Source organism: uncultured Nitrosomonas sp., assembly GCF_902826915.1.
Taxonomy (GTDB): domain Bacteria; phylum Pseudomonadota; class Gammaproteobacteria; order Burkholderiales; family Nitrosomonadaceae; genus Nitrosomonas.
The window spans coordinates 1-20,052 of record NZ_CADEGP010000059.1; the positions used below are offsets into that span (position 1 = coordinate 1).

Consider the following 20,052-nt stretch of genomic DNA (forward strand, 5'->3'; position numbering starts at 1 on the left):
GATCAAAAACAGCAGGTCGCTTGATTCTCATACACCAGATTTGACTATAGCTCACGACATACCAATAAACTAACAATTGACACAAGAGCACTGTTTCAACAAAGCAAGAAATCGCCACGCTAACTTGCACAGTATCAATCATCAGCGACAGACTCCTAGCATTGCGCCAGCAATTTATCCAATTGATTGGCAAACGACTTACGGTCATTCTGACTCAAGGAGGACTGACCACCGGTATCAACGCCGCTGTTACGCAAGGCTTCCATGAAATCGCGCATGCTTAAACGCGCGCCGATATTTTCCTTGGTATACAGCTCACCTCGCGGACTGAGCACAAAACCATCTTTTCTGATGACTTCCGCGGCCAGCGGAATATCGCTGGTAATCACGAGATCCCCGCCTTCCAGGCGTTTGACGATTTCGTTATCCGCCACATCAAACCCGGATTCCACCTGTTGCATGCGGATAAACGGCGAGGGGGGTATATACACGGGATGATTGGCAATCAGTATTAAGTGCCGTCGCGTTCTTGCAGCGGCTCTAAATAAAATTTCTTTGATAACAACCGGACAGGCATCGGCATCAATCCATATTTTCATGCGTGATCGCCCAGGTCGAATTAATGTTCATCGGAATAACTTTTGTCACTCTTCAACACTTGCGGCAATGCGGCCTTTAAATAATAAAACATCGACCACAGTGTTAATACTGCGGCAATATAGATTAGCCACGTGCCAATTTGTTGCGCGTCGAAATGTTCGCCGATATTTTCATGGTACAGTAACAGTGGGATGGCGATCATTTGTGATGTAGTCTTGATTTTACCCAGAAACGATACCGCGACACTTTTGGATTGACCAATCTGTGCCATCCATTCGCGCAGCGCCGAAACCGTAATTTCCCGCCCGATAATCACTAACGCGAGGGGCGCATCCAATCGACCCAAGTAAACCAGCAAAATCAATGCTGCACACACCATTAGTTTGTCAGCCACTGGATCCAAAAACGCGCCGAATGCGGAAGTTTGGTTGAGCACACGTGCCAGGTAGCCATCCAACCAGTCGGTAATAGCTGCACCAGCAAAAATTAGTGTAGCAATGAGATTCTGGTTAGACGGTGATAGCCAGGAGTGGGGCAAATAAAAAATACCCACAAATAACGGAATCGCCAGAATACGTAACCAGGTTAATAAATTAGGCAGGTTATAAGGCATGAAATGGCACTTAAAAGTAAGTTGTAATGGAGTTAATGTAATTCTCGATAAATCTTTTCCGCCAATTTGCGGCTGATTCCTTCAGTTTGCTGTAATTCTTCAATGCTCGCCGTCAATACGCCTTTTAATCCGCCAAATCGCCCTAACAAACGCTGCCGGCGTTTAGCACCGACACCGTCGATATTTTCCAGGCTGGAGCTGGTTCTGGTTTTGCCACGCCGGCCACGATGTCCTTGAATCGCAAAACGGTGCGCTTCATCGCGGATTTGTTGGATTAAGTGCAATGCTGCGTGTTCACTGGGTAATTGTAACGGCTTTTCGAATAAGGGAGAAATCAATTGTTCCAGCCCGGGCTTGCGTTGTTCGCCTTTAGCCACGCCCAATAAACTCGCATCATTGATGCCCAATTCCTGCAAAGCTTCCTGCGCTGCACTCACCTGCCCTTTACCGCCATCGATCAGAATCAGATCCGGCAATTGGCCTTCGCCGCTAATCACTTTTTGATAGCGCCGGGATAGCGCTTCCCGCATTGCGGCATAATCGTCGCCAGGCGTAATGCCTTCGATGTTATAGCGGCGGTATTCGTTATTGCGCATGGCAAAATTATCGTACACCACGCACGATGCCACGGTAGCTTCACCCAAGGTATGGCTAATGTCAAAACACTCAATGCGTTGCAAGCCGGGCATCTGCAATTCCTGCTGCAAGGCCAGCAAGCGCTTTTCCTGACTGGCGTGACGGCTCATCATTTGTTTCAAAGCCAAGAGAGCATTTTCAGTTGCCATATCAAGCCAAGCACGTTTCTCACCGATCGGATTGAGTTGCAGGGTAATTTTATGGCCGCACTGTTCAGTTAATAACGCCTGCAACGCTTCACGCTCGATTTTTTCACCCAGAATAATCAATGGTGGCACACTGCGATTCAGATAGTGCTGCGCCAGGAATGCCTCAACCACGTTCGCTGCATTGTAATCATTCGCATTTTGCGGGAAAAAACTTTTGTCCCCTAAATGACGCCCTCCTCGAATCATCGCCAGGTTGACGCACGCTTTCCCCGACCCATCCGGAGATACCATACAGGCCACCACATCAGCATCCAGCGCCTTGCCGCTATCGACAAACTGCTTTTCGCGAATCCGGCGCAACGCTTGGGCCTGATCACGCAATACCGCTGCTTGTTCAAATTCTAATTGTTCGGAAGCACGTTGCATCTTGACGCTGATCACTTCCATCACTTCAGTTTGCTTGCCTTGCAAAAACAGCTCGGCATTTTTGGCGTCGGTTTGATATTCTTGTTGACTGATCCGGCTGACGCACGGACCACTGCAACGCTTGATCTGATACAGCAAGCACGGACGTGTGCGATTACTGAAAACGCTATCTTCGCAAGTACGTAAACGAAAAATTTTTTGCAGCAACTGAATGCTTTCGCGCACAATGCCCGCGTTTGGATAGGGTCCAAAATACTGATGCGCTTTATCCAATGCACCGCGATAAAATCCTAAGCGTGGAAACTCATGTCCACTCAAGATCACATAGGGATAGGACTTATCATCACGAAACAGAATGTTATAGCGCGGCTTCAGGCTTTTGATCAGATTGTTTTCCAGCAACAACGCCTCAGCTTCCGAACGCGTCACGGTAGTTTCTATTCCAGTCACTTGCGAAACCATCAACTGGGTTCTAGGTGCCAGATTGCTTTTCTGAAAATAGGAAGCGACGCGCTTTCTTAAACTGACCGCCTTGCCGACGTAGATCACCTCGCCCACGGCGTTGATCATGCGATAAACACCCGGCTGCAACGGTAGGTTGCTACAAAATTCCTTGGCGTCAAAGCCGCTGTTCGACAAACTGTTTAATCCTCACCACCTAATAATTTTCCTGCCACGGCCCAATTTTCGTCAGGAAGTTCGTCAAAACTGATGTAAGTGTAGGATTTCGGTTTATTCGCGACACGTTCCAATGTATCGGTTAATTCGGTGGCAATCTGCTGCTTTTGCTCGCGGGTTAGTGTGCCAGCAACACGGATATTGACATAAGGCATAAATTCTCCTGGTAGTTGATTGAGTTATTTTTTGATATCAGCAACGATTTGTGCAAACACCTGCGCAAACATTTCTGCGGTCAAGCGCTTGGTCTGTGTATTGTAGCGGCTGCAATGATAGCTGTCATAAAGTCGCAAACCATTGTTCGATGATGACGGCACTGCGTGTACCGCACCGTGCGCAAACGGATAGTTTTTTGCTTTTAACTGCAAGCTCATCAAAACGGCTTGATGCGCCACCGTACCCAGCACCAGCACAGCAATACCACCACCTTGCACAAACTGATTAATTTCAGTCGACAGATATTGGTTACACTGCCTAATTTCCTTTGGGATCGGCTTGTTTTCCGGTGGCAGGCATTTCACTGCATTGGTAATGCGGCAATCCACCAGTTGCAATCCATCATCCGCTGAAATCGAGTCATTTCGCGTGGCAAAGCCAAATTGATGCAAGGTCTGATACAATAAAATTCCCGCATAATCTCCGGTAAACGGCCGTCCAGTACGGTTTGCACCGTGCATACCGGGTGCCAGGCCTACGATTAAAAGCTTCGGCGCGGCCTCGCCAAACGCAATCACCGGGCGTGCATGATAATCCGGATACTGATCCTTCACGGTCTGCAAGAAACCGGACAAACGCGGGCATTGCTGACAGTTCAGAATAGCCTGATCAAAGGCATGCAGTGAAACATCAGTCATGATGGAAAAGCACTCAAAAAGCAAAAAGGATATTGTATGCGCACCAGCTTAATCGAGGATTAATTTTTTGCTGATTCAATTCATTTTATCACTGACGATAAATTGACGTTTCCAGCCTAAAAAGGTATAGTGTCGCCTTTTCCGGGGTGTAGCGTAGCCTGGTAGCGCGCCTGGTTTGGGACCAGGATGTCGGGAGTTCAAATCTCTCCACCCCGACCAATTTTAGCCCTGATATTTAGAGCAAACCCGACTTGGTGCCCGTAGCTCAATCGGATAGAGCACCAGCCTTCTAAGCTGGGGGTTACAGGTTCGATTCCTGTCGGGCACGCCATAAATATTTCTTCAACCGTGGTTTGAAGTGCCTGTTTAGTTTGTGCAGAATAACCGCAACACGTGTTTCTATGGTGGCTGTAGCTCAGCTGGTAGAGTCCCGGATTGTGATTCCGGTCGTCGTGGGTTCGAGTCCCATCAGTCACCCCAAAAGATCAATAGCTTACAAAGACAAAAAGAGAATTTTGTAAGATGAGTCGAATGATATTATTTTTTTAATTGTAATTTAATGAAAAATAAACACATGATTCAATGGCTACTAAAGGTAGCAGTTCTTTTTATTGTGCTGACACTGATAATTGCACTAGGGAAAGCACTTAAATCGGACAAAGACTTAGAAAATAGAATATTTTCTAGTTTCTCTGATCACGCAAATCCTATTCTGGATATCTATTTCATTAATAAGAGATACATCCACCAGGGCTAATAACAACCAGAAGAACCATTACAAAAACAAGCTATTGCGGGGATATAATCGTAAGATCTAAGCAAGAATCACATACTGTTATGCGTGTTCTTGTTATTTTTTAATACCTGCCAAACTGTTTTGACATTCACGCGCTGACAGCGGATCAGTAGTGTGATCGCAATTTCTTCTATGGCTGCATATACGCAAAACAAAGTGGCTATTCTAAAAGGCCAGTCTAATATTTCAGCGAACAGCAAAATATAACTGATGGCAGTTATAGCTACAGCGATCTTTACACTCCAAGTATGGTAACTGATTATTGCATGAAATTTGATAAGACCAACTAGAACAGGCAAGGTAAAGCTAAGAACAATGATGATAAAGTAGAATTTCTCGCGCAGCATGATATCTGGCCATAATATCCAAGCGCATATCGCCATTGTTGAATAGATAATAAAATCGCCCCAGCTATCAAGACGAGACCCTAATGTGGTTGCTTGATCTAATATTCTGGCAAGCAATCCATCAAGCACATCAGTAAATATCGCAAGTAACAATACTCCAAAAAACCAGTAGGGTTGCTGTTTGAATGCATAATAAAACATCACCGGCGCCAATAATATCCGGATCACGCTGACCAAGTTAGGTAGATTAACTATTTGTTCTTTAGTACGACCCATAACAATAATCTGCTGACAATCAACAGGGCTTTCTGAGTATCCGCCAGTGATAGAGAAAATACGTAATAATCATGTCAATGACAGTAAACGCAAAAACCAAAAATAAAACACTTAATAAAGAGAGGTTAAAAATATGCATCATCATCAGCGCGGGAATAAGCGATTCCGGAATTTGATCCAGTAACGGCGCTTTGCTGCTTGGCGCCATTCCCAATCGACGTTTGACAAAACTGGAGAATAAATCCCCGGAAATTATACCAATAGCAATCAGAATACCTATTTCCGCAGTGTAACCAAATGTCAAAACAGCAATGGGCGAGATGAGTAATGTAGCAAAAACACCTCGCCAAGTTTTTGAGGTTCCAAATATCGAGTTACCGCCCGCCATTTTGGTGCCAAAATCAACAGCGGTATTCAAATGATTATTGAGTAGCATTCGCGCCAATATCGGCGCGCCATTTGCGATTATAATTATGAATAATAGCTGGAGTAATTCGATTGTCATTGATGATTCAGTTAATTGATGATGCCGAATTTCTTTGACTCATAAAAAACGCCAAAATTCAGGAGTCATATGGCTAGCACATCGCTAAAAGTTTTAACCTATAATATTCACAAAGGATTCAGTGCAACGAATTTGCGTTTTATTCTTCATGAAATAAAGAATTTTCTACGTCATATTGATGCTGATATCGTTCTTTTACAAGAAGTACATGGTGAGCGCAGAATATCTAATCAGAGGTTTGATAATTGGCACAATACCCAGCAGTTTGAATTTCTTGCCGATCAAGTTTGGCACCACTATGCTTATGGTAAAAATGCCATTTATAATTCCGGGCATCATGGCAATGCAATATTAAGTAAATATCCGATTATTGAATGGGATAATATTAATGTTTCAATGCTGCGATCGGCGAGTAGAAGTCTGCTGCATGGCGTAATTAAAATCCCTGAAACTCATCAGAGAATTCACATCATTTGTATTCATTTCGGGTTATTTGGTCACGAAAGAGAGCGTCAACTTTCGACGTTGGTTAAACGGATCATCACGCATGTTTCATCCAATGAACCGTTAATTATTGCAGGCGACTTTAATGATTGGCGAGAACAAGCCGAACGCTATTTACATCGCGACCTCGGCGTCAAAGAGGTATTTAAAATCACCCATGGAGCTTACGCACGCACATTCCCAGCATGGATGCCTGTATTGTCAATGGATCGCATCTATTATCGAGGGCTCGATATTATCGATTGCAATCGCCTGCACGGTCAACCCTGGCACCGGCTATCAGATCATATTCCGCTTCTTGCCGAGTTTAGACTCTAATTTTAATGCTTAATGACTGTTTCTATTAATTTTTCTTCGTTACCCGATGGCAAAGCTGGCTGTACAATCGGAGTAGAATGTAGTTCTGGTTTATGTTCCAGTGCTAAATCAATTACCTGATCTATCCATTTAACAGGATAGATAGTCAAATCATTTTTAATATTTGGGCGAATTTCGGTTAAATCCTTCACGTTCTTTTCAGGAATAATCACCGCCTTAATACCACCTCGATGTGCTGCTAACAATTTTTCTTTTAGTCCGCCGATCGGTAGTACTTCACCTCTTAAAGTAATTTCACCAGTCATGGCGATATCAGCCCGAACCGCAATATTTGTTAGAGCCGATATCATCGCAACGCAAATGCCGATACCTGCGCTAGGTCCATCTTTGGGCGTTGCGCCTTCTGGAAGGTGTACGTGAATATCATTTTTTTGGTAAAAATCCTCAGGGATAGCTAACAGATGAGATCGAACCCGAACTACAGAAAGAGCTGCCTGAATAGATTCCTGCATCACTTCTCCTAATTTACCCGTTGTAATGGTTTTCCCTTTTCCTGGTAATACCGCAGCTTCTATGGTCAATAACTCACCCCCTACTTCTGTCCAAGCCAATCCAGTTACTTGTCCAACTTGATTTTTTTCTTCTGCAACGCCATAGGTATAACGCCTAATCCCAAGGAATTTATCCAGATTACGTGACGTAACAGAAATTTTATTTTTTGTTTTCTTAAGTAATAGTGCTTTTACAGCTTTTCGGCAAATTTTTGAAATTTCTCGTTCCATTGCACGCACACCGGCCTCTCTCGTGTAATAACGCGCAATATCCCGCAATGCAGAATCAGAAACCATTAATTCGCTCTCTTTAATACCATGATTATGCATTTGTTTAGTTAATAAATACTGCGTAGCGATATTTAATTTTTCCTCTTCCGTGTATCCAGATAATTGAATTACTTCCATACGGTCAAGCAGAGCCGGAGGAATATTTAGTGTATTTGCTGTCGCTACGAACATGACATCTGACAAATCATATTCAACCTCAATGTAATGATCCACGAAGGTACTATTTTGTTCTGGATCAAGAACCTCCAGCAAAGCTGAAGATGGATCCCCACGAAAATCCATACCCATCTTGTCAATCTCATCAAGCAAAAATAACGGATTCTTGATACCTACTTTGCTCATATTATGCAAAATCTTACCCGGCATTGACCCAATATAGGTACGTCGATGCCCACGAATCTCAGCCTCATCACGTACACCGCCCAGTGACATCCGCACAAATTTTCTATTGGTTGCATGAGCAATTGATTGCCCAAGAGATGTTTTACCCACACCAGGCGGACCTACCAAACAAATAATCGGTGCTTTCATTTTACTCACACGCTGTTGTACAGCCAAGTACTCGACAATTCGTTCTTTAACTTTTTCAAGGCCATAATGATCTTTTTCAAGAACAGCTTCCGCTGATTTTAAGTCACTATTAATTTTGTTCTTTTTCTTCCATGGCAATGCAACCAACGCATCAATATAATTTCGAACTACAGTGGCTTCTGCCGACATTGGAGACATTAAGCGAAGTTTCTTTAATTCTGATTCAGCTTTTGCCAAAGCATCTTTAGGCATTTGAGCCGATTTTATTTTTTTCTCAATTTCTTCAATATCTGCCCCATCTTCACCTTCACCCAGTTCCTTCTGAATAGCCTTTACCTGCTCATTAAGATAGTAATCCCGTTGGCTCTTTTCCATTTGCCGCTTTACTCTACCGCGAATACGTTTCTCTACTTGTAAAATATCGAGCTCAGTTTCCAGCAATCCTAGTAAATGTTCCAGGCGCTTAGTTACATCAAAAATTTCCAATATCTCTTGTTTCTGTTCGAGTTTTAATGGCAAATAGGCTGCAATTGTATCGGCCAAACGCCCTGCCTCATCGATACTACTGAGAGAAGTAATGATCTCTGGCGGGATTTTTTTATTTAGTTTTACATATTGATCAAACTGAGCCAGAATAGCCCGTCGCATTGCTTCGGCCTCGGAATCATCTGTAGAGTCAGACAACAATATTGGCGATGCCCTACCAGAAAAATGAGTCCCCGAATCAATAAACTCTAAAATATTTGCTCGATGATTACCTTCCACTAGAACCTTAACTGTTCCGTCTGGTAATTTCAGCATCTGCAATAAACTAGCGATGCTACACACTTCATATAAATCTTCAGGAACGGGGTCATCTTTAGAAGCTATTTTTTGAGCAACAAGCAGAATATTTTTATTTGCTTCCATTGCGAGCTCAAGCGCTTTAATCGATTTTTGCCTTCCTACAAATAATGGAATAACCATATGAGGAAAAACGACTACGTCGCGCAATGGTAATAGCGGCAATACCAATTGCTCAGAGTCTTCGAGTAATGAAATCATATCAACTCACAAATAAAGTTTACAATTAACAGTACATATATGCGCTACAAGAAAAAATTCAAGTTTAAATAACACCACATTTATTTCTACTGAAATTGTTAAATAAGTTTTTTAGCAATTATTTAGAACGTTTTGCAACTTTAGCTTGGTCCGAATAAATCAAAATTGGCTTAATGTCATCACTAGTCGAATTGTAATCAATAACTACTTTTGTAACATTCTCTAATGATGGAAGATCATACATAATGTCTAGTAATATTTCTTCTAGAATAGAACGTAAGCCACGGGCACCCGTTTTACGGGTCAAAGCTTTCTTTGCAATTGCTTTAAGTGCTAGCTCCCGGAATTCAAGGTCAACACCTCCTTCCATGTCAAACATTTTCCAATATTGCTTAACAAGTGCATTCTTTGGTTCAGTCAATATTTGAATTAATGCAGCTTCATTCAACTCTTCTAAAGTTGCGACAACTGGCAGGCGTCCAACGAACTCAGGTATTAGCCCAAATTTGACCAGATCTTCTGGTTCAACTTGCTGCAATACCTTATTTACATCCTTTCCTGTACGACTCCTTACTTCAACGCCGAAACCAATCCCACCTTTCTCGGTACGCGTCCTAATTACTTTATCGAGTCCATCAAATGCGCCGCCACAAATAAACAGAATATTAGTGGTATCAACTTGAATAAATTCTTGGTTAGGATGTTTTCTTCCACCTTGCGGAGGAACCATGGCAATAGTTCCTTCAATCAGCTTTAAGAGCGCCTGCTGCACTCCTTCGCCTGAAACATCGCGTGTGATCGATGGGTTGTCCGATTTGCGTGAAATTTTATCAATCTCATCAATATAAACGATGCCTCTCTGCGCTTTTTCTGCATCGTAATTACATTTCTGAAGTAATTTCTGAATAATATTCTCAACATCTTCACCAACATAGCCCGCTTCCGTTAACGCAGTGGCATCGGCCATAATAAAAGGCACATCCAAGAGTCGCGCCAAAGTTTGCGCAAGTAATGTTTTACCAGAACCTGTGGGACCTACCAACAAGATATTACTTTTTGACAGCTCAATATCTTCAGCATTATCTGACTTTGGTATATTTCTTAGACGTTTGTAATGATTATAAACGGCCACAGAAAGAATCTTCTTCGCAGACTCTTGTCCAATGACATATTGATCTAATATTTGGCAGATTTCACGCGGCACAGGTAAGTTTGATTTAACAAGCTTCGTTGCCTCGTCTCCTTGCATTTCTTCACGAATTATGTCATTGCAGAGATCAATGCATTCATCACAAATAAACACCGAGGGTCCAGCAATAAGTTTCCTCACCTCATGCTGACTCTTGCCGCAAAAAGAACAGTAAAGAAGTTTCTCACTACTAGCTTTGTCTGGCATATTTTTTCCTACACTAATTGAGTTAAATACCCGTGATTAAAAAATTTGCGTATCAATATTTACTTAATTTGCACTATCACCATCATTCCTGCGAGATAAAACTGCATCCACCAAACCATAATTTACAGATTCTGTTGCACTCATAAAATTATCACGATCCGTATCTTTTTCAATATCAGATACTGATCGCTCTGTATGTTTAGCCATAATCTCATTCAAGCGTGATTTTAGATAAAGTATTTCGCGCGCATGTATTTCAATGTCCGAGGCTTGACCTTGAAAGCCTCCCAGTGGCTGATGAATCATAACTCTTGAATTTGGCAAGCAATAACGTTTACCTTTCGCACCCGCAGTCAACAATAGCGCTCCCATGCTTGCAGCTTGACCGATGCACAGCGTGCTAACATCAGGTTTAATATATTGCATCGTATCATAAACTGCCAAACCGGAAGAAACCACGCCACCTGGTGAATTAATATAAAAAAAGATATCTTTTTCTGAATTCTCTGATTCTAAAAATAAAAATTGAGCAACAACTAGGTTTGCACTTGCTTCAGTGACGGGACCAACAAGAAACACGACTCTTTCCTTCAATAAGCGTGAATATATATCATAAGCACGCTCCCCCCTACCACTAGTCTCTATGACCATAGGGATTAACCCAAGGTTTCTGGGCTCTACATCACGGATACTATCAAATATTTGTGTCATCTTAAGATATCCCCATCAACTCATCAAATGTAATAGTTTTATTGATTAATTTAACTTGATCAAGCGCCCAATCGACAATATTTTCTTCTAGTGCTAACGATTCAGCTTCTTGTAGACGCTCTGGGGAAGCGTAGTGCCATTTAACAACTTGTTCAGGATTCTCATAACTTTGTGCCGCGTTTTCTATTATGCTCCGAACATGTGCTGGATTATTTTTAATAGAATGTACTTTGACAAGCTCTGCTAAAATTAATCCCAATTTGATACGATATTCAGCTTTTTCTTTAAATAACTCAGATTTCAGAGATATTTCGCTCCCTTTTATCCCTCGTGCCTCAAGGTCACTTTTAGCATTTTGCAATAATCTATCCATTTCTTGATTAACCAGAACGGTGGGCGCTTCAATTTGAGTTGTTTCCAAAATCGCTTTCATGATCTGTTCTTTAAGCTTTGACCTTGAACGCTTATGGACCTCACGTTCGAGATCTTTTTTTATCCCTTCGCGTAACTTCTTTAAGTCTCCATCAGGAATACCCAGCGATTTAGCAAATTCCACATCCACAGTTGGCAATATCGGCGCTTCTAATTCATTCATTTTCACTTCAAATGTAACTGTTTTTCCAGCAACATCTTTACCATGGTATTCTTGAGGAAAAACAACATCAAATGATTTATGATTTCCAGCTTTCATACCTATCAAAGAACTTTCAAAATCTTTTAGAAATTTTCCATCCCCGAGTATCAATTGAACATCATTGGCTTTCCCGCCTGCAAAATCATCTCCGTTGATAACACCGTGATAATCTATCTTGACTCGATCTCCTTTAATTGCCGCGCGATCAATAGGTTCGTATGTCACACGTTGCTTACTTATCATGTCAATCGTTTTATCAATATCAACTTCGTCAACTTGCACATCAAATCGTTCGACATCTTGGTTACTCAAATCACCCAATATGATCTCAGGATAAACTTCAAATGTTGCACTGACTGTATAAAGCGCGTCATGTTCATTGGCTAATTTATTCTCAAAGCGAGGGTAGCCAACAACTTTTAAATTATTTTCCTTAACGGTATCTGTAAACTCTTTGTGAATTGCATCATTGATCACATCCTGCTGTATCTGCACACCGTACATTTGTTTAACTATTGTAAGCGGAACTTTCCCAGGACGAAAACCATGAAACTTGGTTGTTTTTGCCATCTTTCTTAAGCGATTATCAATTTCACCTTGCAATTTTTCAAGAGAAATCGAAATGTCGAAACGACGTTCCAATGCACCTAGGTTCTCTACATTTGATTCCATTAAAAAATTCCTGATTGATTAATTTTTTTTAACATAATTCGAATACTAACTGTGTTATTTATTGATTAACACTTACGGACAGTAAGCCTGATGTTAACTTAACTTGGTGCGAAAGGGGGGACTCGAACCCCCACACCTCTCGGCGCCAGAACCTAAATCTGGTGCGTCTACCAATTCCGCCACTTTCGCATATCATTTTATTTATTATCAATTATACCTTCTAATCCCACTAACCGCAGCCTGATCATTCGACTCGTTATCAATTAGCACAAGATTGTCTGACCACTTATTTCTCTGCTGTCCAATCCCATCAAATACAAATATACCGGCATCAACTCATCAGGTTGACGCATCTTTTGTTTTATTTCACCCGGGTGTGTAATCACGCGCTGTGGTGAATTCACCAAGCCGGGTATCACTGTATTAATGCGCAAATCTGACATTTGTCCCCATTCATCAGCCTGTATCTTGACTAACGCTTCTAAACCGGCTTTTGCAACGGCAAAACCACCCCAGTAAGCCGATGGATTATGTCCGTGCGTACTTGATGTCATAATAATGCTCGCATCAGGGGAAGCTTTAAGTAGCGGCAAACATGCTTTTGTTAATGCAAAAGGAGCAATCAAATTAACCTGCAACAAGGCTCGCCATTGCTCAATTGTTTGATGCTCCAGTGGGCTTAAACCAGGCAAGTAGGTTGCGTTATGCAAGATTCCATCCAAGCGCCCCAGTTGCTGCGCTACTGCATGTGCCAGAACAAAAAAATCCTTTTCTTCAGCACGTTCCAGATCAAGTGGATAAATTAGAGCTTGCGCTTTACCGATGTTTTCTATTTCATCGTAAACGCTTTCCAATTTTTTTACTTTACGGCCATGTAAAATCACCGTGGCTCCATGATTCGCATAAGATAATGCTGCCGCACGCCCTAGCCCCTGCCCTGCACCTGTGACAAGAATCACGCGATCTTTCAAAAGATCTTTAGGTGCAGAATAATTTTCTAATTTATTCATATCCAAAAATTTATCACGAATAAGTATTTTTTAAGAAAAATATAACGCCTGATAAATATCTCTATTTCTCTAGTTAGCTAGTAGACATAAAAAAACAGACCTCAATATAAGATTGAAGTCTGTGTGATTCAAAAGACAGTATAAAAATAAGGATCTACCTTACATATCCATACCACCCATGCCACCCATGCCACCCATGCCACCCATGCCACCACCAGCTGGCGCATCTTCCTTAGGCAATTCTGCAACCATTGCATCAGTGGTTAACATCAAGCTTGCAACTGAAGCTGCATTCTGCAAAGCAGAACGAGTTACTTTGGTTGGATCCAAAACACCCATTGCAACCAAGTCACCATATTCACCAGTTGCAGCGTTGTAGCCAAAATTTCCTTGACCCTCAGCCACTTTATTGACAACAACAGACGGTTCATCACCACAGTTCAATACAATTTGACGCAGAGGCTCTTCAAGTGCGCGTATAACAATCTTTATACCTGCATCTTGATCGTGATTATCACCTTTTGTTTTCTTAACAATCGAAACTACACGCAATAATGCTACACCACCTCCGGGGATAACGCCTTCTTCCACGGCAGCACGCGTTGCATGCAGCGCATCTTCAACCCGAGCCTTTTTCTCCTTCATTTCAACCTCAGTAGCAGCGCCGACTTTAATCAGTGCGACACCACCAGCAAGCTTAGCCACACGCTCCTGTAGTTTTTCTTTGTCGTAATCACTGGTAGCTTCTTCAATTTGAGTGCGGATTTGCTTGACGCGACCTTGGATATTATCAGCATTGCCTGCGCCATCAATGATGGTAGTATTTTCTTTGCCTACTTCAATGCGTTTGGCTTGACCCAGATCATTTAATGTAGCTTTCTCTAATGTCAAACCAACTTCTTCAGCAATAACCGTGCCGCCAGTCAAAATTGCGATGTCTTCCAACATCGCTTTGCGACGATCACCAAAACCAGGCGCTTTAACTGCACAAGTTTTTAGAATACCGCGTATATTGTTTACGACCAATGTAGCAAGCGCTTCACCATCAACATCTTCAGCGATAATCAGTAGCGGTTTACCTGCTTTTGCGACCTGTTCCAATATGGGTAATAAGTCACGAATATTAGAAATTTTCTTGTCATGTAACAAAATATATGGGCTATCTAACAGCGCAATCTGTTTTTCCGCGCTGCTCACAAAATAGGGCGACAGATAACCGCGATCAAATTGCATACCTTCAACGACTTCCAATTCATTTTGCAATCCCGACCCATCTTCTACTGTAATTACACCTTCTTTGCCCACTTTGTCCATTGCATCCGCAATGATCTTGCCAATTTCATTGTCCGAGTTTGCAGAAATACTCCCAACTTGCGCAATTTCCTTTGCTGTCGCACATGGCTTTGACAGTTTCTTTAACTCACCAACCGCTGTGGTTACTGCTTTATCAATTCCGCGTTTGAGATCCATTGGATTCATACCGGCCGCTACATATTTCATGCCCTCTTTTACAATAGCTTGCGCCAACACGGTTGCGGTGGTTGTACCATCGCCGGCTACATCAGATGTTTTACTAGCTACTTCTTTTAACATCTGCGCGCCCATATTTTCAAATTTATCTTTTAATTCAATTTCTTTGGCGACAGATACTCCATCCTTGGTAATGGTAGGCGCACCATAGGAACGATCCAGAACAACATTCCGGCCCTTCGGTCCTAATGTTACCTTTACTGCATCGGCTAAAATATTCACACCGGCTACCATCCTGTGGCGTGCTGAATCGCCAAACTTCACTTCTTTTGCTGACATAACTCTCTCCTAATCTCTCAATACATTATTCTTGCGTGTCATTGAACTAATGAATTAACCTTCAATTACACCCATAATATCTTCTTCTCGCATGACTAAAAGTTCTTCGCCTTGAACCTTGACGGATTGCCCGGCATATTTGCCAAATAACACCTTATCGCCGACTTTCACTTCTAGTGGACGAATTTTTCCATCATCGCCGACTTTCCCTTTGCCTATTGCCAAGATCTCACCTTGATCTGGTTTTTCTGCTGCGCTATCAGGAATAACAATACCTGAGGCTGTTTTACGTTCATCTTCTAATCGCTTTACGATAACACGATCATGTAAAGGGCGAATTTTCATGCTGTTCTCTCCTTTGAAAATTAATAAACTAATATCTGCGCAATAAATGCACATCATTCTTTTAACACTACTAAGACAGTCAAGGTTCTAATATTGGGATTATTATTAGCACTCCGTAACCACGAGTGCTAATAGTAGGGTTTGTGATTCAGAATTTCAAGAGGGAAAAACAATAAAATTGTAAAATTGATTTAACAATATGAACTTAAACAGAAATATTCAATACAATAAATTTGCTCCACGCGCCCTGCACCTATCCCCGCGGCAAGACCACGGGGAATTGCAAGTTGAAAATAATGAGACGTCAAGAATCATTGCAATATAACTCCTCCCCCCAAGCATACTTGACTCTCATAAATCACAACGGATTGCCCTGGGGTGATTGCCCATTGATTTTGGGCAAACTCTACCTGACAGTACTCACGTGACAGATTTGTAATTGTGCAAGGCGCATCAGTTTGGCGATAGCGTGTTTTTGCAGCGTAAACCCAATTGCAATGCGGATATTTTTCATCGATCCAGGTTAAATTGATCGCTTTTAGGGAAGGATGAAACAAATCCGGATGATTGTGTCCCTGAACGACAATCAACACATTTCTGATCATATCTTTGGCTGCTACAAACCATGGCTCATCGCCACCATCCCGAACGCCCCCAATCCCCAACCCCTGTCGCTGCCCTATGGTGTAGTACATTAATCCGATATGCTGACCAATGACTTTTCCATCAGTTGTTTGAATTTCTCCAGGTTTATGCGGTAAATAGCGATTAAGAAATTCACGAAACGGACGCTCGCCAATAAAACATATGCCCGTACTGTCTTTTTTAGAGTAATTCGGGAGCTTCAGCTCCCTGGCTATTTTACGCACTTCGCGTTTATAGAGATGACCGATTGGAAAAAGCGACTTAGCAAGTTGCGCTTGATTCAACCGATACAAAAAATAGCTTTGATCTTTGTTTCCATCTTCACCTTTTAATAATTGAAAAACGCTACCCACTTTACGCACCCGGGCATAATGACCTGTTGCGATATAATCAGCACCCAGTTTATTTGCATGATCCAGAAATGCTTTAAATTTGATTTCAGCATTGCACAACACATCAGGATTCGGTGTGCGTCCGGCTTGGTATTCTGCAAGGAATTTTGAAAATACACGCTCTTTGTATTCGGCAGAGAAATTCACAATTTCGATAGGAATATCAATAACGTCAGCAACCGATACGGCATCTAGAAAGTCCTGCCGGGAAGAGCAATATTCATCAGTATCATCATCCTCCCAATTCTTCATAAATAACCCTACAACATCATAGCCTTGTTGCTTCAGCAAATATGCAGCCACAGATGAATCAACACCACCAGACATACCAACAATTACACGACACTTCGTCATCATCTTAGGATTCAAAATGCAACATCAACTCCAATGAATAGCGCTTACCGGCAAGGTAATCACGAATACATTGCATAACCAGAGGACTGCGATGACGCTGAATCATTTGATTAATTTCATCAAAGCCAAACCAAGACGCCCGCAAAATGCCTGTATCGAGCTTCCGTTCGGGATCGTGATGTGTAACACGCCCGCCAAACGCAAATCGAAGATAGGTGGTATCTACACGATGTGAGTACCACTGATATACGCCCAATACATATTCAGGTTCGAAGGTATACCCAGTTTCTTCCAGTGTCTCCCGTACCGCTCCCTGAATAATGGATTCTCCTGGATCCAGATGCCCTGCAGGTTGATTTAGAAACAATCCGCAACCCGTTTCAGGCTCCTCCTCCACCAGTAAATATTTGCCATTTTGTTCAACAACAACTGCAACCGTTACATTAGGTTTCCAAATCATAATTCCTCAAATAATAAAAATTAACTGCCATTTAGCAGGGTATTTAATAACCAGCGTTAATCCGATATTACTTATTATCGCACCGGAGCATTCGCCTCTGCTACGATAAATCAGAATTCTCAAATGCCCTCACACTATGGCGAACGTATCGAAACAAATTGTTGTAGCATCTGATTAAGCTGCGCGACATCGAATGGTTTACTGAGATGCTCATTCATACCAGCAGTAAAGCATTCCTGCCTGACATGATCAAAAGCATGGGCAGTTAATGCAACAATTGGAATCGGCACAGCGTTTTTCTCCTGTTCAAGCGCACGAATTCGTCGTGTAGCCTCAAACCCATCCATCACAGGCATATTACAATCCATTAAAATCAAATCAAAATGTTGCGATGTAAACGCGCTAATTGCCTCCGCACCATCACTTACAATAACAACCTCACAATTCAACCGTTCCAACATTGCTTTACTGACTAACTGGTTCACATCACTATCCTCAACAACCAAGACACAGGCACGAGACTTGATAATAGCTATGGACTGCTTTGAAGTTAATTGGCTTTGCTGAGAGATCACGGTATCAACAGCTGCATAATTAAGGGGAATATGCGCACGGAATTCTGCGCCCTTACCAATTTCACTGGATACAGTAATTGAGCCCCCCATTAGTGATAACAAATTGCGTGTAATCACAAGGCCCAGTCCGGTACCTCGAATATGTTGTGTAGATTCACCTACTTGTGAAAATTCCTGAAACAAACGTGTCTGATTCTCGGTTGATATCCCTATCCCAGTATCTGCAACGATAAGTTCTACCTCAACTCCACTTTGATCTGCAAAGGGGTAACAACCGATCTGTAATTTAACTTCCCCTTCTGCAGTAAATTTAAACGCGTTACCGAGCAGGTTAAATAAAATTTGTTTAATTCGATCAGGATCTCCATTAAGATTAAAAGATAGATTACATTCGAAATTCACAATAAAATTCAGCGATGATTCTCTGGCTTTGGCGCAAAATAGCAAATTCACTTCATCAACCAATGCACGAAGGTTAAATGACCGATTAACCACTTTGAGTTTATGCGCCTCTATTTTCGCAAAATCCAGAATATCATCAATGACTCGTAACAGAGTTTTCCCGGAATTACGAATTACACTCAGATAATTTGTTTGTTCCGAATCAAGTGAAGTAGTTGCCAGAATTTCAGTCATTCCGAGTACGCCGTTCATTGGTGTCCTGATCTCATGACTCATGGCAGCCAAAAATGCCGACTTAGCTTTATTCGCATTCTCCGCTTGTAAGCGGGCGTATTCCAGATCAATTGCTTGTTTCTCCAATTGCACAGCTTGTTGCCGCGCAACCCAATAATTCTGATGCTGCAGCTTACCGTTATGTACAGAAAAAAAGAAATAGGCAAGTCCAATTACCATCAATACCAAACCACCTTCACCTGGGACAAATAATACTAGACTTAAAAGACTAGGCAGATAAATTATCACTGCATAGACGAGCATCAACTGAATGCGAGGTGAAGTAGCCGCTATACCACCTGCAACAAAACCGACTGTCGAAATGACCGCTAAAGTAACGCTGCTATCCAGAATATTAATGGACAGGAATACCCACATCAAAAAAATAGTCCAACCTAGTGCCGTTGTGATATAGATCGTTAAGATCGAATATTCTATCTGTTGCTCATTTCTGTCGAATAAAATCAGCGCACGCTTATAAACTACAAAACGTGATATCGCCAGAATTATAAACAGAGCGACAAAGAGCGCAATATAAGGCTGCGTGCGCAGCACAGGAGACATCAGCACGATAGCACCGCAACACAAAACATAAAACAAACCACCCAAACGCATGCGTCGCACCATATCTTGATTGGTGCTGATACGTACCTGCTCTAGCTTTGCTACTCCTGGATCCGACCACATACATCTGCTACCTTCCAGAATACGCTTTTTCTATGCCTAGATTGAATCAAAAAATCCATCGAGATAGTACCAACAAAAATCAGTAAATATAAAATTTCATTAAAAATTCATATAATTATATTCTTGCAGTCAGAGAATTCAATATAGCAATCATAAAGAATAAATGACATTACCTCCAATAATTATTTACTTAACTGATAAATTAGATGTTCGACAACTAGCCAAGAAGCACGCTAAAAGGTATGATTCGGCCTGCAGGTTTTGCAAAAGGAGGCGTGGCCGAGCGGTTTAAGGCAGCAGTCTTGAAAACTGCCGTAGGGGTGACTCTACCGTGAGTTCGAATCTCACCGCCTCCGCCACATCCCCTTCCGCATAAATCCAAAGCAATCCACAAAACAAAATAAACAAGCTGCTTTACAAGAACTTCAATTCCATAGCAATCCAGAATAATCCGCTAGAAGCCAGCAAAAAAATGTGGTAATTTGCGTGGTAGCTATTTTTACCACACAAAAAGTGAATCGTCCCGGTATTTCCGGAGATAAAATGGTTTGAGAGGAGGAAGAGATGA

Annotated in this window: 18 protein-coding genes and 5 tRNA genes; 5 read left to right on the plus strand and 18 right to left on the minus strand. The window is 42.0% G+C overall.

The window, feature by feature from the left end; translation table 11 throughout:
• Positions 1 to 155 precede the first annotated feature (155 nt).
• From QZV86_RS10540 to QZV86_RS10560, 5 genes are read right to left on the minus strand one after another with little or no spacing between them, the layout of a single operon-like run.
• Positions 156 to 599, minus strand: coding sequence for a YaiI/YqxD family protein (locus tag QZV86_RS10540; RefSeq protein WP_295627556.1), 444 nt, complete (start codon positions 597 to 599; stop codon positions 156 to 158).
• A 20-nt stretch (positions 600 to 619) separates the two neighbouring features.
• Positions 620 to 1,213 carry a CDP-diacylglycerol--glycerol-3-phosphate 3-phosphatidyltransferase gene (pgsA, locus tag QZV86_RS10545; RefSeq protein ID WP_295627559.1) on the minus strand — a complete coding sequence of 198 codons (594 nt, stop codon included), beginning with the start codon at positions 1,211 to 1,213 and terminating at the stop codon, positions 620 to 622.
• A 32-nt stretch (positions 1,214 to 1,245) separates the two neighbouring features.
• The gene (gene uvrC / locus QZV86_RS10550) at positions 1,246 to 3,063 is read right to left on the minus strand and encodes an excinuclease ABC subunit UvrC (RefSeq protein WP_295627562.1); all 1,818 of its coding nucleotides are present in this window, start codon (positions 3,061 to 3,063) and stop codon (positions 1,246 to 1,248) included.
• A 5-nt stretch (positions 3,064 to 3,068) separates the two neighbouring features.
• Complete coding sequence (locus tag QZV86_RS10555) at positions 3,069 to 3,257, minus strand: 4-oxalocrotonate tautomerase family protein (RefSeq protein ID WP_013648300.1); 189 nt, start codon at positions 3,255 to 3,257, stop codon at positions 3,069 to 3,071.
• Positions 3,258 to 3,281: 24 nt separating this feature from the next.
• Positions 3,282 to 3,956 (minus strand): uracil-DNA glycosylase, encoded by a 675-nt coding sequence (locus QZV86_RS10560; RefSeq protein WP_295627567.1) that lies wholly within the window; start codon positions 3,954 to 3,956, stop codon positions 3,282 to 3,284.
• Between the two features lie 142 nt (positions 3,957 to 4,098).
• On the opposite strand from QZV86_RS10560, the gene QZV86_RS10565 reads away from it, so the two are divergent.
• The 3 genes from QZV86_RS10565 to QZV86_RS10575 all read left to right on the plus strand — a co-directional run bounded on the left by QZV86_RS10565 (position 4,099) and on the right by QZV86_RS10575 (position 4,436).
• Positions 4,099 to 4,175 (plus strand) — tRNA-Pro (locus QZV86_RS10565).
• Between the two features lie 35 nt (positions 4,176 to 4,210).
• Positions 4,211 to 4,287, plus strand: a tRNA-Arg gene (locus tag QZV86_RS10570).
• A 73-nt stretch (positions 4,288 to 4,360) separates the two neighbouring features.
• Positions 4,361 to 4,436: transfer RNA gene (locus QZV86_RS10575), tRNA-His, on the plus strand.
• Positions 4,437 to 4,781: 345 nt separating this feature from the next.
• On the opposite strand, the gene QZV86_RS10580 is transcribed toward QZV86_RS10575, so the two are convergent.
• Together QZV86_RS10580 and QZV86_RS10585 are read right to left on the minus strand one after the other, a co-directional pair.
• Complete coding sequence (locus QZV86_RS10580) at positions 4,782 to 5,375, minus strand: CDP-alcohol phosphatidyltransferase family protein (RefSeq protein WP_295627570.1); 594 nt, start codon at positions 5,373 to 5,375, stop codon at positions 4,782 to 4,784.
• 19 nt (positions 5,376 to 5,394) lie between these two features.
• Positions 5,395 to 5,880: a CDP-archaeol synthase gene (locus QZV86_RS10585; RefSeq protein WP_295627573.1), complete on the minus strand. Its 486-nt coding sequence runs from the start codon at positions 5,878 to 5,880 to the stop codon at positions 5,395 to 5,397.
• 69 nt (positions 5,881 to 5,949) lie between these two features.
• On the opposite strand from QZV86_RS10585, the gene QZV86_RS10590 reads away from it, so the two are divergent.
• Complete coding sequence (locus QZV86_RS10590; protein WP_295627576.1) at positions 5,950 to 6,702, plus strand: endonuclease/exonuclease/phosphatase family protein; 753 nt, start codon at positions 5,950 to 5,952, stop codon at positions 6,700 to 6,702.
• 2 nt (positions 6,703 to 6,704) lie between these two features.
• Here QZV86_RS10590 and lon read toward each other — a convergent pair whose 3' ends face one another.
• The 11 genes from lon to QZV86_RS10645 form a co-directional block, all read right to left on the minus strand.
• Positions 6,705 to 9,119: an endopeptidase La gene (gene lon, locus QZV86_RS10595; protein ID WP_295627579.1), complete on the minus strand. Its 2,415-nt coding sequence runs from the start codon at positions 9,117 to 9,119 to the stop codon at positions 6,705 to 6,707.
• 118 nt (positions 9,120 to 9,237) lie between these two features.
• The gene (gene clpX / locus QZV86_RS10600; protein WP_295627583.1) at positions 9,238 to 10,515 is read right to left on the minus strand and encodes an ATP-dependent Clp protease ATP-binding subunit ClpX; all 1,278 of its coding nucleotides are present in this window, start codon (positions 10,513 to 10,515) and stop codon (positions 9,238 to 9,240) included.
• 63 nt (positions 10,516 to 10,578) lie between these two features.
• Entirely contained in the window at positions 10,579 to 11,226 is a 648-nt protein-coding gene (gene clpP, locus QZV86_RS10605) for an ATP-dependent Clp endopeptidase proteolytic subunit ClpP (protein ID WP_295627586.1), read from the minus strand.
• A 1-nt stretch (position 11,227) separates the two neighbouring features.
• Positions 11,228 to 12,532, minus strand: coding sequence for a trigger factor (tig, locus tag QZV86_RS10610; protein WP_295627590.1), 1,305 nt, complete (start codon positions 12,530 to 12,532; stop codon positions 11,228 to 11,230).
• 104 nt (positions 12,533 to 12,636) lie between these two features.
• Positions 12,637 to 12,721, minus strand: a tRNA-Leu gene (locus QZV86_RS10615).
• A gap of 74 nt (positions 12,722 to 12,795) precedes the next feature.
• Positions 12,796 to 13,542 carry a YciK family oxidoreductase gene (locus QZV86_RS10620; RefSeq protein WP_295627593.1) on the minus strand — a complete coding sequence of 249 codons (747 nt, stop codon included), beginning with the start codon at positions 13,540 to 13,542 and terminating at the stop codon, positions 12,796 to 12,798.
• 159 nt (positions 13,543 to 13,701) lie between these two features.
• A complete protein-coding gene (gene groL, locus QZV86_RS10625; protein ID WP_295627597.1) occupies positions 13,702 to 15,351 on the minus strand; it encodes a chaperonin GroEL in 1,650 nt (549 codons plus the stop codon).
• Positions 15,352 to 15,405: 54 nt separating this feature from the next.
• On the minus strand, positions 15,406 to 15,696 hold the full coding sequence (locus tag QZV86_RS10630) for a co-chaperone GroES (protein WP_013648311.1): 291 nt from the start codon (positions 15,694 to 15,696) through the stop codon (positions 15,406 to 15,408).
• A gap of 311 nt (positions 15,697 to 16,007) precedes the next feature.
• Positions 16,008 to 17,087: a tRNA 2-thiouridine(34) synthase MnmA gene (mnmA, locus tag QZV86_RS10635; protein ID WP_295627609.1), complete on the minus strand. Its 1,080-nt coding sequence runs from the start codon at positions 17,085 to 17,087 to the stop codon at positions 16,008 to 16,010.
• Between the two features lie 4 nt (positions 17,088 to 17,091).
• The gene (locus QZV86_RS10640; protein ID WP_295627602.1) at positions 17,092 to 17,547 is read right to left on the minus strand and encodes an NUDIX hydrolase; all 456 of its coding nucleotides are present in this window, start codon (positions 17,545 to 17,547) and stop codon (positions 17,092 to 17,094) included.
• Between the two features lie 134 nt (positions 17,548 to 17,681).
• Positions 17,682 to 19,484 carry a response regulator gene (locus tag QZV86_RS10645; RefSeq protein ID WP_295627605.1) on the minus strand — a complete coding sequence of 601 codons (1,803 nt, stop codon included), beginning with the start codon at positions 19,482 to 19,484 and terminating at the stop codon, positions 17,682 to 17,684.
• 269 nt (positions 19,485 to 19,753) lie between these two features.
• Between QZV86_RS10645 and QZV86_RS10650 the strand changes: the two genes are divergently transcribed.
• Positions 19,754 to 19,843, plus strand: a tRNA-Ser gene (locus QZV86_RS10650).
• Positions 19,844 to 20,052 lie beyond the last annotated feature (209 nt).